11 protein-coding genes are annotated in these 13,843 nt (G+C 66.5%); all 11 read right to left on the bottom strand.

Annotation, left to right across the window (positions count from 1 at the left end):
* Positions 1-132: 132 nt before the first annotated feature.
* The gene (locus ARTB_RS06360; protein ID WP_243178209.1) at positions 133-561 is read right to left on the bottom strand and encodes an ATP-binding protein; all 429 of its coding nucleotides are present in this window, start codon (positions 559-561) and stop codon (positions 133-135) included.
* The gene (locus ARTB_RS06365) at positions 554-886 is read right to left on the bottom strand and encodes an STAS domain-containing protein (RefSeq protein ID WP_243178210.1); all 333 of its coding nucleotides are present in this window, start codon (positions 884-886) and stop codon (positions 554-556) included. Before ARTB_RS06365 ends, ARTB_RS06360 begins: the two co-directional genes overlap by 8 nt.
* Positions 870-2,867 (bottom strand): glycosyltransferase family 2 protein, encoded by a 1,998-nt coding sequence (locus ARTB_RS06370; RefSeq protein WP_243178411.1) that lies wholly within the window; start codon positions 2,865-2,867, stop codon positions 870-872. Before ARTB_RS06370 ends, ARTB_RS06365 begins: the two co-directional genes overlap by 17 nt.
* Positions 2,868-3,007: 140 nt before the next feature.
* Entirely contained in the window at positions 3,008-4,222 is a 1,215-nt protein-coding gene (locus tag ARTB_RS06375; RefSeq protein WP_243178211.1) for a PP2C family protein-serine/threonine phosphatase, read from the bottom strand.
* Positions 4,223-4,510: 288 nt separating this feature from the next.
* Positions 4,511-5,278, bottom strand: coding sequence for a GntR family transcriptional regulator (locus ARTB_RS06380; RefSeq protein ID WP_243178212.1), 768 nt, complete (start codon positions 5,276-5,278; stop codon positions 4,511-4,513).
* Positions 5,279-5,329: 51 nt separating this feature from the next.
* Positions 5,330-6,019, bottom strand: a complete 690-nt coding sequence (locus ARTB_RS06385; RefSeq protein ID WP_230012466.1) for a hypothetical protein — start codon at positions 6,017-6,019, stop codon at positions 5,330-5,332.
* Between the two features lie 86 nt (positions 6,020-6,105).
* A complete protein-coding gene (locus tag ARTB_RS06390; RefSeq protein WP_043436900.1) occupies positions 6,106-6,927 on the bottom strand; it encodes an HAD-IIA family hydrolase in 822 nt (273 codons plus the stop codon).
* 226 nt (positions 6,928-7,153) lie between these two features.
* Positions 7,154-8,563 (bottom strand): ethanolamine permease, encoded by a 1,410-nt coding sequence (eat, locus tag ARTB_RS06395; protein ID WP_028278167.1) that lies wholly within the window; start codon positions 8,561-8,563, stop codon positions 7,154-7,156.
* Between the two features lie 301 nt (positions 8,564-8,864).
* Positions 8,865-10,616 (bottom strand): glycerol-3-phosphate dehydrogenase/oxidase, encoded by a 1,752-nt coding sequence (locus ARTB_RS06400; RefSeq protein WP_243178213.1) that lies wholly within the window; start codon positions 10,614-10,616, stop codon positions 8,865-8,867.
* 131 nt (positions 10,617-10,747) lie between these two features.
* Entirely contained in the window at positions 10,748-12,118 is a 1,371-nt protein-coding gene (locus tag ARTB_RS06405; RefSeq protein ID WP_243178214.1) for an iron-containing alcohol dehydrogenase, read from the bottom strand.
* Positions 12,102-13,604: a xylulokinase gene (locus ARTB_RS06410; protein ID WP_243178215.1), complete on the bottom strand. Its 1,503-nt coding sequence runs from the start codon at positions 13,602-13,604 to the stop codon at positions 12,102-12,104. Before ARTB_RS06410 ends, ARTB_RS06405 begins: the two co-directional genes overlap by 17 nt.
* Between the last annotated feature and the right edge of the window lie 239 nt (positions 13,605-13,843).

Below are 13,843 nucleotides of genomic sequence, written 5' to 3' on the forward strand. Positions count from 1 at the left end.
CCCCGGCCAAGCGGGGCATCCTGACGGAACGCGGCTTGCCTACGGAAGCCACAATATCCAGTATCCGTCAGGACGGTTCCGCTCCGGGGTCAAACGAAGCAGGAAATCCCGAGGATTGTCCAAGGATTCCGCTCAGTCGCGCAGCGGGGACTTTGACAGGATCCAGGTGTTCGTCCCGTCCTGGCGCTTGAATGTCACGGTGGTGACCAGGGCCCGAATAAGGGCGAGCCCGCGCCCTGATTCAGCCTCGCCGTCGGGCATGGCGGCGTCAGTGTCAATGGGGTCGGGGCAGACGGCATTGAAGGCACTGACCCGGGCCTCCAGCCTGACGGACGTAGCGCTGATGTCGACCCCGAGTTCCACGGGCTTCGTGGATTCGGGAACGGCGTGCTGCACCACATTGCTGGCAGCTTCGATCACGGCCGTGGCGAACGTCATGCGGTCCAGGTCCGGAACGAAGGAAGCGTCATCCCACAGTTTGTCGAGCTCGGTATGCACGGCCTCAATGGCTTCCGGAAGTGCCGTCTGGCGGAGCGTCCGCCGGGCGAGAATGTCAGTCATCCCCGAAAGCTTCAGCCGCGGAGGGGTACGACGTCAGGACTTTGTCCATGCTCGTAAGGCCCAGGACCATTTGAACCTGGGGCTGGACGGCCGCGATCCGAAGGTCGCCACCGGCTTGCCGCGCGGCCTTGAGGCACCCGATGAGCGCTCCAAGCCCGGACGAGTCCATGAACCCTGTCGCTTCGAGGTTGATCACGATCCGGGCCGAGCCCGAAGCGACAACTTCCGCCACCATTTCCCGCAGTTTCGGCGCCGACACCATGTTGAGCCGGCCGGCGGCTGTTATCTCGGCGTAGCTGTCTTTCACTTCATAGCTCAGGTCCACGGAGGGCCCTTTCGGTGGAGGTCTCGTTACTGGTGTCGGGGTCATCGCCGGAACCGCCGGCAGAGTATCCGCGGTACAGGACGGCCCGCACCAGGATGCTCATGACGATCAGGTCAAACACCACCCAGAATACGTTGACGAGTGTGCCGATCGGCTCGGACATTCCGGCAACGAGCCGCCCAATCCCAACAACCGACGCGATGAACAGTACGACCGACACGGCGATCTGTGGGCGGATCAGGCCCCATCGTGGACCTCCAGACTGGCGGTCCTTCGGCGTGACGGCGAAGCCGAGGGGATGCCCGAACCAGACGTTCCGGGCCGCCGTCGTACATGCTTTGATCCAGGTGGGGAACAGGGCGAGGCTGTACTGCTGACCGCGCCAGGTGGGGATGCCTCTGCCGGCAACGGCAAAGAGGAGCTGGTTGACCACCATGAACGGAATGAATCTCAGGAAGAAGTCGGCGCTCAGGCTGGTGACGGGCAGGATCCCGAAGAGCAGGTAAATGATCGGCGCGGCGAAGTAGACGACGGCGGCGAAGCCGCTGAGGTAGGTCCACATCGTTGCGAAGTACATAAGCCGCTGGCCCAGCTTCAGCCCGCGCTGAAGGAGCGGGTTCTCCCGCAGAAACACCTGGATGGTGCCCTGGGCCCAGCGCAGGCGCTGGGTCAGCATGGTGCCGATGTCTTCCGGTGCCAGCCCGTAGGCCAGGACCTCGTGGTGGTAGACGCTTTGCCATCCCATGGCGTGCATGCGCATGGAAGTCGCCATGTCCTCCGTCACGGAAATCGTGGCCAGCGGCATGACCGGCTGGGCCTCGTCGGTCCGTTCCACCGATAACGCGTCCAGCACCGCCTGCACGGACTCGATTGCCCCAAGGGGAGACCAGTCCCTGGCCGCCATGCGCTGCACAGCATCATCGGTCACCACGGGCACTCCGGCGTCACCGACCTCCACCGGCGCCATCGCGGCAATTTCCTTCAGGTCGGCCTGAAGGGCGGACACATCGGCCAGCACCAGCGCCTGGACGGCCTGGTCCACCCGGCGTCGTGCCCGGTACGTGATTTCGCTGAGTGAGTCGCCGGCGTCGAGCCGGCGGCGGGCCTCTTCGGTTGCCGCTTCGACCTCGTCGAGGGTGTGCTGAATCAGCAAGGATTCGCCGGTTGACGCTTTGCGTGCCTTGCGGATAGCCGCCCGGGATGCGCTGAGGGCGCGCCGGATACTCTTCTCGGTTTCCTTGACGTACCCCGACAGTCCCAGCTGCATGAGGGCCTCCCTGCGGAGGATGGCGTTGGAGCCGCAAAAAAAGGCAGCGTTCCAGCCGTCCTTGCCCTGCTGGATGGGGCCGTAGAACAAGGGCGCCTGGCTGCCCAGGGGATCGTCGGCCGGGACGTTGCTGAAATATTGGGGCGTCTGGACGAGGGCGACTTTGCGGTTGTTGAAGTAGCCCAGGGTCTTGTCCAGAATGTCCGGTTCGGGGATCTGATCCGCGTCGAGAATGAGCAGGAACTCGCCCTCGGTTTGCATCAGGGCGTTGTTCAGATTCCCCGCTTTCGCGTGCCGGGGCATCCCGCTCCATTCCGCGCTTCGGGTCACGTACCCCAGTCCGCTCGCCGCGGCCAGTTGCCGGAGCGCGGGCCTGTCACCATCGTCAAGTATCCAGGTGCTGTGCGGGTGCCGGATCTTTTGGGCGGCAAGCGCCGTCGTCATCACCAGCTCCAGCGGCTCGTTGTACGTCGTAATGAAAACGTCAACCGTGGCGTCCGCGGGGGCCGGTGCCGGCGTAGTGCGGGACTTTAGCCGCCAGACTGTCATTCCGAAGAGCAGCACGTCGATCAGGCTGTAGGTCTCGGCGGCGACCAGCGGCACGGCGATCCACCACGCGTCCCAGTTCAGTGACGCCAGCCAGCGCCAGGCCACGTAGTTGACGCCGGCCAGCAACGTCAGGAGCACGAGGAGCCGTACCCCGAAGAGCTGCACGGCGCTCCCGGAGCGTTGCTGTGGCGCGTCGGCGCCGTCCGGGTCTGGGCAGCGCGGCGTCTCGGTCACGCGAGCGTCCTTTCGCGAGGGGTGAGTGGGCATCCTGCCGGGCCTCGGTGCGGCACCCAGGGCAGGCGCACTTAGTCGGATTCTGCTTCGCGCTGGAGCAGGACCGCAGTGATGTCGTCCAGGATGCCGTGTTTTCCCCGCCGGTCGCAGAGTTTCTTCACGGCGGTGTCCGGATGATCCTGCGCCTGGCGGCTGTCCAGGGCTGCGGCGAGACGGCCGAGGTCACCGCCGTGCAGGTCCAGGAGGCCGTCCGTCGGAACCAGGAGGGCATCGCCCGGGGCGAGCCGGAAGGTGTGCGTTTCCCAGCTTTGCCCGGGTATCAGGCCCAGTGGCGGCCCCGTCGGGGACAGGCGTTCAATCGTGAAGTCGGAACGGAGGATATAGCTCAGTCCCTGGCCGGCGTCCGCATAGTGGCCTGTGCCGGTTGCAGGGTCGATCAGCGCGTGGAACGCCGTGGCATAGGAGCCCACACGGGCCAAGGTATCGTCGAGGCTCCCCGACACGTCCTCCAAGATTCGGGACGGCCCGGCTTCCCAGCCGGTGTGGGCGAAGGCGGACCGGACGGTGCCGGCCACGATTCCCGGACCGATGCCTTTGCCCATGGCGTCGCCGACGGTAATGCGGAACTGGCCGGCCGCGGTCATGCCGAGCTCGTAGAAGTCACCGCTAAGCCCGGAGGCAGGGTAAAAGCAGGTGCCCAGCGAGTAGCCGGCCGGTGCAGGGGGAGTGGGCGCAAGCAGGGCCCGTTGCACCCGGGCTCCGTTGTCGATGTCCCACGAAAGGTTCATTTCGCGCTGGATGATCTCAGTGAGGTCCTCGAGGATCTTCTGCTGCTCTGCGCTGAATACCCGGGGCGCCTGGTCAATGATGCAGAACGTTCCGACATGCGTGCCGCCGGGCCCGGTGAGGGGATGGCCCGCGTAGAACTGGATATGGGGATTGCCGGTCACGAGCGGGCTCTGCCGGAAGCGTTCGTCGGTGAGGGCGTTCTCCACGATCATGGTTCCCGAGGACTTGATCGCCTCGGTGCAGAACGTGTCACGCCGCTCCGACTCGCGGGCGAGCGGACCGACGAAAGATTTCAGGAATTGCCGGTCCTCGGCGATCAAGGAAATGCTGGCCGCACTGACACCGAAAAGCCCCTGAGCGAGCCGCGTGATCCGGTCGAAGCGCTCCTCCGAGGGTGTGTCCAGAAGGCGGGTTCTGGAAAGGTCCTCCAGCCGCGCCCACTCCGGGGCTTCAGCCCCGCTGAGGCGCGATTCGGATTGGTAGCCCGTGCTTGTCATACGTCCTTCACACATCTGAGGCGATTGAGCCCAACGAGGCCTGTACGGCCGTTCGACGTGGGCGTCCGCTGTCCTCGCGGCGGGCTCCCACCCTTCGATCGAGCTTCCCGCCAGCCAGCGGGACCCGGTCACGGCAACCCTACCGTCGATCCGTGTTCAGGGCGTTGTCACGTCTTAAACGAGCCCGGATAAGGCAGTCTCCGGCCGGACAACCTCCACAACGGGAACGGCCGGGCACGCTGGGGAGCGTGCCCGGCCGTGTGTCCGGTGTTTGTGGTTGTTGCCCGGTCAGGTCCGTGACTCTGAGAGGGCCGGAGCGGCCTGGACCTGGTGGGCGGGTGGCTGGGCGCGGCGGTTGAGCCACATTTCGAAGACGTCGCTGGTGTGCCACTCGAAGGAGGCGAGCACCGGGGTGCCGTTGATGTCGTAGTCGACCTCGTCGAAGTAGAGCAGCGGGACGCCTTCGTTGACCTGGAGCTGTGCGGCCTCAGGGGGTCCGGCGAGGACGGGGAGCAGCTTGGCCCGCCCGTTCCGGACGCCGTAGTTGAGGGTCTCGAGCAGGTCGAACAGGGACGGGCCGAGGTTGGACCGGGCCGCTTGGGGCACGAGGGCCAGAGGGACGCGGTCGAGGCTGTAGACGACGGGCCGGGCATCGGCGAACCGGACCCGTTCGACGATGACGACCTCAGCCCCGCGGTCCAGGCGGAGCCGGGCCCGGTCGCCGTCATCGGCGGGTACCACGCGCTGGGAGATGATCCGGATGCTGGGGGTGAACCCGGCGGCCTGAATCATCGCGGTGTAGCTGACGTTCAGGTCCAGCGCGTGGCGCTGCGGCACCCTGGTGACGTAGGTGCCTTTGCCATGGAGGCGGGAAAGGTACCCGGCGTCGATCAATGCCCGGTAGCCTTCGCGGACCGTGGCGCGGCTCACCGCGAACTTCACCGACATTTCGTCCTCGTTGGGGAGCCGGTCGCCGACGTTATACGTGCCGTTGCTGATGAGCTCGGTGAGTTCATCTCGAACCTGTTCTGCAAGATTTGGCCGGCGACCTGACATGGTGTCCTCCCTGGGGCAATAAATCCAGTGTACTGGCGGTGAGGGTTCTGGTTAGACGCGGGCGCCGGCGGCGGCGTCGGCGTAGGACAGGGCGGTGCGGACCTGGGACACGACGTCCTTTTCACCGGGGAGCTTGCCGTCGAAGATGGCCGCGCCGATGGTGAAGCCCCAGACGCCGGCTTCGGCGAGACCGCGGATCTGGTCCTCGTTGACGACCGAGCCGGCAGCGATGGTGGGCCCATCGACAACGCGGGCGACGGCGGCGGTGAGTTCCAGCGGATCGACGGTGGCGTGGCGGTAGGCGAGCAGGTCCACGCCGTGGACGCCCTCGAGCTTGGAGAGTTCGGCGGCGTGCGCGGTGATCTCCTCGATGGTGCCGAGCAGTGCGCTGGGGTGCCCGGCGACGCGGCCGGGGAAGGGGGCGAACTTGATTCCGGTGCCGGCGAGCTTCTCGACGGCCTCGGCGGCGAACTTGCCGCCCACGATCCAGTCCACGCCGGCGGCGATGGCGGCGTCGATGGAATCCATCTCGTCAGCCTTGTCGACCGAGACCACCTCGAGGTAGACCACCAGGTCCGCGGCGTGCGCGGCGGCGGTCAGCTCACGTGCCTTCTCGGCGGTGGCGCCGACGTCCTTGAAGCCTATGTGGCGCAGCCCGGTGTCCTTGACCTGCTCGAGGACCTCCAGGGCGTTGTCGACGGTGCGGTCGTTGTGGGTGAGCATGAAGATGAATTCAGACATTGTTCTTGTTCTTTCGCTTGTGGTGGGTGCTGCTGGTGGGTGGTGCCAGGTGGGTGCTGCTGCTGGTGGGGTGGGGCGTGTGTGGGTCAGGCGGGGAGGAGTCCGCGGACGTCGTCCAGGACGTGGGTGGGCAGGATGCCGGAGGCGGCGAGGTGGTCATCGGTGGTCGCCCCGGACATCACCAGGGCCGAGGCCATGCCTGCATTCAGGCCCATGGCGACGTCGGTCAGGAGCCGGTCCCCGACCATCACGGCCTCGTGGGCCGGGACGCCGAGGCGGTGCAGGAAGGCGTTGGCCATGTGGACGCTGGGTTTGCCGACGATCGCTTCGGCGCGTCCGCCGGTGCAGGCCTCGATGGCCGCAAGCATCGCGGCACAGTCGGGCAGGCCGCCGTCGGGGGTGGGGCAGTACGGGTCGGGATTGGTGGCCACGATCACGGCGCCGGCCTTCACGGCCTGGTAGGCGCGGGTGAGTTTGTCGTAGTCGAAGGTCCGGTCGAAGGAGACCACCACGACGTCGGTCTGGGCCGGGTCCTCGGTCAGGGTGAACCCGGCGCCGCGCAGCGATTCGATCAGGACCGGTTCGCCCACGGCCAGGACACGGGCCCCGGGGTGGCGGCCGGCGAGGTACAGGGTGAGCGCGTCGAGTGCGGAGATTACGTCCTGGGCCTGGGCCGGGATGCCGAGCCGGGTCAGCTTCGCGGCGTAGGCCTCGGCGGTCTCGAGCGGCTTGTTGGTCACGAAGACCACCCGGGCCCCGGAGTCGCGCAGCGCCGCCACGACGGTGTCCGCGCCCTCGATCAGGTCATCGCCCAGATACAGCGTGCCATCCAGGTCGAAGGCGTAGCCCCGGTAGAGCGGGGCCGCTTCGCGGCGGCCGGTTTCTTTGGCCAGTAGTTCAACGGGCATCGTTGCCCTCCTTTCGGCCCCTTGCGGGGCACAATACAAGTCTAACGTTAGACGTCTAACGACTCAAGTCGATGATGGAATCTTTGGAAGAAAGTTTCGCGGTGTGGTGCCGGTGGTGCTGGTGCCGGGCGGGGGCTGCCGGGTCGCGGCGCCCCCGCCGGGCGGTAGGCCAGATCAGCCTGGCGGGCTGGCCGGGCTGTCGGGCTTTTTGGTGGGGCTGGGTTGGTCAGGCGTCCGCGGTGAGGGCCTGGTCGGTGAGGGCGAGTTCTTCTTCGGCGGTGTAGTTGCCGACGCGCTTGCGGCCGACGGCGAAGTAGTAGGCCATGAACAGGGCCACCATGATCACGGCGATGACGAACGCGAGGGGGAAGCTGACCAGGGCTGCGGGGATCAGGATCCCGGCCAGGATCAGTGCGATCCACATCGTGACGCGTCCACCGCGTGCCTTGTAGGGGCGGTGCAGGTCGGGGCGCTTCTTCCGCAGCACCAGGGCTGCGGCCATCATCAGCATGTAGGACACGGCCGCGACGAGCACGGAGAGAGTGACCAGGACCGGGATGGCGTCCGGGAGGATGGTGGCGCCCAGGATGACGAAGACGAAGCCGATGACGCCGGGCACGATCAGCGAGCCGACCGGAGCGTGATGCTTGTTGAGCTTGGACAGTGATGCCGGCAGGTAGCCTGCACGGGACAGGGCGAAGGTCTGGCGTGAGTAGGCGATCACGATCGCGTGGAACGAAGCGACCAGGGCGGCGAGGCTGAAGATCGCGATCACCGGGACGATCCAGGTCTGGGATCCCACGACGTTGGACAGGGCCACGGTCAGCGGGGCCGCTGCGCCGGGGAAGTCGGACCCGCCGACGCCGGCGGCGACGGTGAGGGTGCCGAGGCCGATCACGGCGAGGGTGATGAAGGCCATGATCAGGGCCTTGGGGATGTCCTTGGCCGGGTTCTTGGTCTCTTCGGCAGCCATCGGGAGGCTTTCGATGGCGAAGAAGAACCATGCGGCGAGCGGGAGGGTGGCCCAGAGGCCGCCGATGCCGTTGGGCAGGATGGCTCCGCCCGAGTAGGCGTTCAGGTTATCCAGTGACATCTTCGGCGCACCGATCACCATGAAGACAATGAGGCCGACGACCGCGACGGCGGTGAACACGAATTCGATCTTCATCGAGTTGCCGGCGCCCAGGAGATGGACCACGGTCGAGCCGATGTAGAGGACTGCGGCGCTGACCAGGACCGGCACGTCGGGGAAGAGGACCTGCACGTAGGCGCCGACGGTCAGCGCCACCGCCACCGGGGCAAACACGAATTCCAGAAGGACGCTGACTCCGGCGAGGTAGCCCCAGACCCGGCCCAGTGCTGTGCGGACGTAGGCGTAGGCTCCACCGGCGTGGGGTACTGCTGCGGACAGTTCGCCGATCACGGTTGAGAGGCCGGCGTAGAGCAGGCCCATGATCGCGATTGCGATTAGGTAACCCCAGTAGCCAGTGAGGCCCAGGCCCGCGTTCCAGCCGTAGTAATCACCGGAGATCACGGCGCCGACGCCGATGCCCCAGAGCAGGACGGGCCCTGCAACCTTGTGAAGATTCTTCTTCTTGTGCTCCGCCTGCACTGGCGAAATTGTGGCTTGTGACACTGACCTGCTCCTTTGCGGGTTGTATCCATCATCGGCGCCACGGGAGGTGGGCCGTCTGATGTTTGACGAGGAAGCCGCGGGATTGCTCCGGTGGCTGGGTGCCGGGCTGAAATCAGCGCTCCGGGACCGGGTGTTACGAAGGGGTGTTACGAACGGCCGCCGCGGGGGCGACGGGCCTGGCTTTTCTCTGGCGTCATCGGCAGGGAAAATGTCCGGAAGGGGCTTTCGCGACCTTGTTCATCAAGCATACCAAGTCGTTAGACGTCTGACAAGAGTAAGTTTGTGTTGTTTTCCGGGACGGTTAGGCGTGCAGGCCGGCCGCCGCGCGGGCGGCAGGAACTGCCCTTTTCATGACAGCATCTGCAGAGGCGTCATCGGGTACAGAGATCGCTTCCCGCTGGAGGCGCACGAATTCCTGATAGCGCTCCAGTTCGTCGTCGACGTCTTGCGCAGTCCAGTCCAGGGCCGGGGCCACGGCCCTGGCAACCTCGGACGCGGCTTCTTCCCCGAAGTCCTTGGATTCAATGGAAATACGCAGGCGGCGCTCAAGGACGTCCTCCAAATGCAGGGCCCCCTCGTGCGTCACCGCGTACAGCGCTTCAGCCAGAAAGGCGCCGCCGCCGCCGCAGATCTCCAGCCCGAGCACCCTGTTCTCGGCCACAGGCTTCAAGACTTCAGTGGCCATGTTTCCGTATCGACCGACCAGGCGGGCAGCGTGGCTGGACGGCAGTCCGAGGGTTTCGAGCATGTAGGCGCAGACGCTTTCAATCTCGGCGGCAACGAAGTTTTCGCCACCGAGGAGGGGCAGGTCCAGTGTTTGTGAGGGGCGGGCAGTGCTTCGCCCCTGTGTCGCGGCGTCCACAGCGTCCTTTGCCATGACCCTGTAGGTGGTGAGTTTGCCGCCGGCGATCACCGCGATGCCCTCGTGGGGCACGTCAACGACGTGTTCCCTGCTCAGCTGCGCGGTCGAGCCTGCCTTGCCTTTCACGAGCGGGCGGAGTCCGGCGTAGACACCGAGGATATCGTCGTGGACGATCGGGACCTCGAGCACCTTGTTGACGTGGTCGAGCAGGTACTGGACGTCCGCGGAGGTGGCGGAGGGATTCGTTTTTCCCAGGTCCCATGGCGTGTCGGTGGTGCCGATGATCCAGTAGTTGCCCCAGGGGATGACGAAAAGGACACTTGCCCCTGCCCGCAGGATCAATCCCATGGTGGACGGGAAGCGATCACGGTCAACGAGGATATGAACCCCCTTGGACATGGTGACTTCGACTGCCGAGTCGACGCCGATCATGGTTTGCGATTCTGCGGTCCACACACCCGTTGCGTTGATGATGGAGCGGGCCCGCACCTCGAACCGCTCACCCGTCTCTTCATCCGAGACGAGTACTGTGTGGTCCGCGCTGCCGGTGCCGGGCATGATCTCCACTGCGCCGGCGCGATTCATCGCATGGGCGCCCCGTGACACCGCAGTGCGCACGATCGTTGCGACCAGCCTGGCGTCATCGACCTGGGCATCAAAGTAGCTGATGCCCCCACGGCATGCAGCACGGTTCAGGCCGGGCAGTTCAGCCCTGACGCGCTTGCGGCTGAGGTGGCGGTGCAGTCCGACGCCCGGGTGGCGGCCGCCGGCATAGCTGAACAGGTCATACAGGGCCATCCCGGCCCCCACATAAAACCGCTCAGCCAGCGGCGCGGTGACGGGGTAGAGGAACGAGACAGGCCTGACGAGGTGGGGTGCGATTGTGCGCAGGAGAAGGCCGCGCTCCACAAGGGCCTCCTTGACCAGCTTGAAGTTGAGCTGCTCAAGGTAGCGGATTCCGCCGTGCACCAGCTTGGAGGACCGGCTGGAAGTGCCGCTGGCCCAGTCGCTCTTCTCGATAATGCCAACCGTAAGTCCCCGCGATGCCGCATCGAGGGCAGCGCCGGCGCCGACAACGCCGCCGCCAATAACAAGCACGTCGAGTACTTGCGACTTCATCGCAGCGCGGGCTGCTTCGCGTTGCGCAGTGTTGAGTCGCCCGGTTCCGGGGGAAGTGGCGGTCTTGCTCATTGTGGCCTCCATGGGTCTGCCTGCCTTTCGTGGCCAGGCTTCATCAGCATCAAATGTCATTAGACGTCTGACGAATAAAAGTTGGTGTTGTTTGTTTGGGAATTGGTTTCGCGTGCGGTGAGGCCCGGCTTTTACAGTCCGGCGCCGATCCGTTCCGCTTCGGCGAGGGCGGCCAGGACGTCGGTCTTCGTCCACGCTCCGGTGAGGTAGGCGAGGTCGGCGATGTTGAAGCGGTTGCGCATGAGGTGGCAGTTCGTGAGCGCCCAGATGACGTCGTCTTCCTTGCTGGGGTTTTCCAGTTCGGAGAAACGGGTGGGCGCGCCGGCGGCGCGGAGCGCCGCGACGATTGCTTCCGGTTCGCCCAGCAGGCCCGAGAGCACCTCGGCGTGCGCCGGCCAGGTTGCGGCGGCGTCGCGGATTTTGGCGCCGGCGTCGACGGTACGGAGGTGTTCGAGTTTCTTGGAGTAGTCGGACCAGCACTCGTTGCTCGTGGAGCCGGCCTCGTCCATCCAGTCGAAGGCCTCCCGGACGGTGCGTTCGGCGTCGTCCGGCTCGGGGAGCCGGACGGTGCCGAGGCTTCCGGTGCGGAGCTTCTCGTTCATGTTCCGCCAGAGGATCGCGACGACGACGGTCGCGACGCCGACCTGGGCGCCGTGGTGGGCGGTTGCGGTGCCGCGGGCGGTGTTGGCCATGTCCAGCAGGTGGCTGATGACGTGTTCCATGCCGGAGGACGGGGAGGTTTGTCCCGCGACGCCCATCGAAATGCCCGACAGGGTCACGAACTTGGCCAGCGTCGACAAGGACTCCGGGTCAGAGGTCCCCACGCCGGGGGCTAGGCCCAGGAGTTCGCCGCCGTGGCGGCGGGTCATGGTCGCGGCCTCGGCGGAATAGCCGCGGTCCATCTCGACGAGGGAGGACAGGTACCAGTCCGCGGGGGCGGTGAACATCGAGATCATGTCGCCGAGTCCGGAGCGGTTCAGCAGTGCCGGCGCCCCTTCCAGGACGTTGCTGTCGACCACGAGTGCGCTGGGCCAGCCGGAGTGGGCGGTGCGCTTGACGCCGTTGATCAGCAGCACGGACTGGTCATCGGCGAAGCCGTTGACGGAGGCGGCGCTTTGCACGACGACGTGCGGCCGGGTCCCGGCGGCGACCTTGCCGATGTCGCACAGGGTGCCGGAGCCGATGGTGACGATGACGTCCGCGCCGGCACAGCCGGCGGTCGCAGCGTTCACGGTGGTCTCGTCGGCGTGGACGTGGCCCGGGAGGGCCACGGTGGTGACCGTGCCGAGGGTTTCCAGGAGGGCCGTGACGGCGGGCTTGAGGTAGGTACCCGAGCCGGTGGTGTAGACGTCCTCGTCGGTCAGGACGGCGATGCTGTTATGGGCCGGGAGGGCGGCGACGATGTCGTGGACGGAGTCCAGCACGTCGGCGCCGATGACGACCTGGTCGAGGCCGACCAGGGGGTGGGAGAGGTAGCGGTCGAGGTCAGACGAGAGCGTCATGGCGTGTCACTTTCTGCGGGATGGATTCGACGGCGTCGAAGAGGGAGCGGTAGTCCTGGTAGGCCATTTCAAGGGCGTCGGCATGGGCAGGGTCGGGGTTGATGCTGACCGGGTCGAGTTCGACCACGGCATCGACGGCGGATTCGAGGCTGGCGAAGGTGCCGGCGGCGACGGCGGCGAGCAGTGCCCCGCCGGTGGCGCTGGTCTCCTCGGTGAGCACCTTCTGGATCGGGGTATTGCAGAGCGTGGCCTTCGCCGAGAGCCACAGCGCGGAGCGGGCCCCGCCGCCGACGACCCGGACCGACTGGGCCAGGCCCATCGCATCAATCCGGTCGTAGATGTCACGGAACGCGAAGCAGTTCGCCTCGATGATCGCCCGGGCCATGTCGGTGGAGTCGTGGTTCATCGACAGCCCGGCGAACGTCCCGCGCAGGGAGTCGTTCCACCGGGGCGCCATGGAGCCGGTCAGTGCCGGGATGAAGCGGACCCCTCGGGCGCCGGGCTCTGAGCGGGCGGCGCGGTCGAAGAACTCCTGCTGGCTGACGCCGAGGACGTTCTGGGCAAACCACAGCGTGTTGCCGCCCGAGACGAAGCCGGGGTTCTCGATCAGGTAGGTGCCGTCCACGGCGTGCGCGTGGGTCTCGACGAGTTTGGTCTCGTCGAAGACCGGGACGGCGCTGGAGACGCCGACCGGTTCGGCCGTGCCGAGGATATCGACGACCACCCCGGGCCGGACCCCGCCGGCGCCCAGGCATGCGGCGTGGTCATCGCCGGTGCTGACCACAACGGCGCAGCCCGTGGTCAGCCCCAGCGCCGCAGCCGCCTCCGCGGTCAGGGTCCCGGCGACGTCGGTGGCGCGGCCGATCTCCGGAAGCTTGGCCCGGTCCAGCCCGGCGGCGTCGATGAGTTCATCGCTCCAGTCCCGGGTCACTACGTCATAGAGCAGCGAGGACGAGGAATTCGCGTGGTCCTGGATCGAACGGCCGGTCATCCATGCGACAGCGTAGCCCCCGACCGAGGGCAGCGACGCGGCCCGCCGGTACACCTCGGGCTCGTTGTCGGCCAGCCACATCAGCTTTGGTCCGGTGTGGCTGGCGTCCAGGTTCAGCCCCGTCCGGGCGAACAGCCAGTCCGGATCGATCGCGTTCCCGAGCCGGGCAACCTGTTCGGTGGCGCGCCGGTCCAGCCAGATAATGGCCGGCCGCAGCGGGCGCATGTCGGCGTCCACCGGCACGACGCCGTCCACCTGGCTCGAGAGCCCGATATGGGTCACCTCGCCCGGCTTCACGCCGGTCCGGGCCAGCACGGCCCGGACGCTGGAGGCAATCCCGTGCCGGTAGTGCGCCGGATCCTGCTCTGCCCAGCCGCTGTGCGGGTGCGCCATCGCATACCCGCTGCTTGCGGTCGCGACGATCACGCCCTCCGGCGACATCAGCACCGCCTTCGCGCTCTGCGAGCCAAGATCACAGCCAATTACATATCCCAATGAAATACTCCTTTGTATCCCAGCGGCCTTCCCCCGAAGCCATCACCATCTGCGTAAGTCGTCAGACGTCTAATAACTAGATTACGGGTGCGGCTCCCGGCCGTCAACCCCCTCCGATGTCCTTCCGGCACGGGCACCCCCGTCGAGGTCCCCGGCCTCACTGGCGTCACGAGCCGCTGGCCCGGGGTGCAGCCGTCAAGGACGTTGTCAAGGGCCGGCCGCGGTCTGGTCGCCGATTG

This window comes from Arthrobacter humicola, assembly GCF_022803015.1.
In the GTDB taxonomy this organism is placed as follows: domain Bacteria; phylum Actinomycetota; class Actinomycetes; order Actinomycetales; family Micrococcaceae; genus Arthrobacter; species Arthrobacter humicola_A.

What these genes read in the sequence shown, in the direction of transcription:
- ARTB_RS06360 (WP_243178209.1), bottom strand. Translation starts at nt 561, where the DNA reads ATGACTGACATTCTCGCCCGGCGGACGCTCCGCCAGACGGCACTTCCG.
- ARTB_RS06375 (WP_243178211.1), bottom strand. Translation starts at nt 4,222, where the DNA reads ATGACAAGCACGGGCTACCAATCCGAATCGCGCCTCAGCGGGGCTGAA.
- ARTB_RS06380 (WP_243178212.1), bottom strand. Translation starts at nt 5,278, where the DNA reads ATGTCAGGTCGCCGGCCAAATCTTGCAGAACAGGTTCGAGATGAACTC.
- ARTB_RS06385 (WP_230012466.1), bottom strand. Translation starts at nt 6,019, where the DNA reads ATGTCTGAATTCATCTTCATGCTCACCCACAACGACCGCACCGTCGAC.
- ARTB_RS06390 (WP_043436900.1), bottom strand. Translation starts at nt 6,927, where the DNA reads ATGCCCGTTGAACTACTGGCCAAAGAAACCGGCCGCCGCGAAGCGGCC.
- ARTB_RS06400 (WP_243178213.1), bottom strand. Translation starts at nt 10,616, where the DNA reads ATGAGCAAGACCGCCACTTCCCCCGGAACCGGGCGACTCAACACTGCG.
- ARTB_RS06405 (WP_243178214.1), bottom strand. Translation starts at nt 12,118, where the DNA reads ATGACGCTCTCGTCTGACCTCGACCGCTACCTCTCCCACCCCCTGGTC.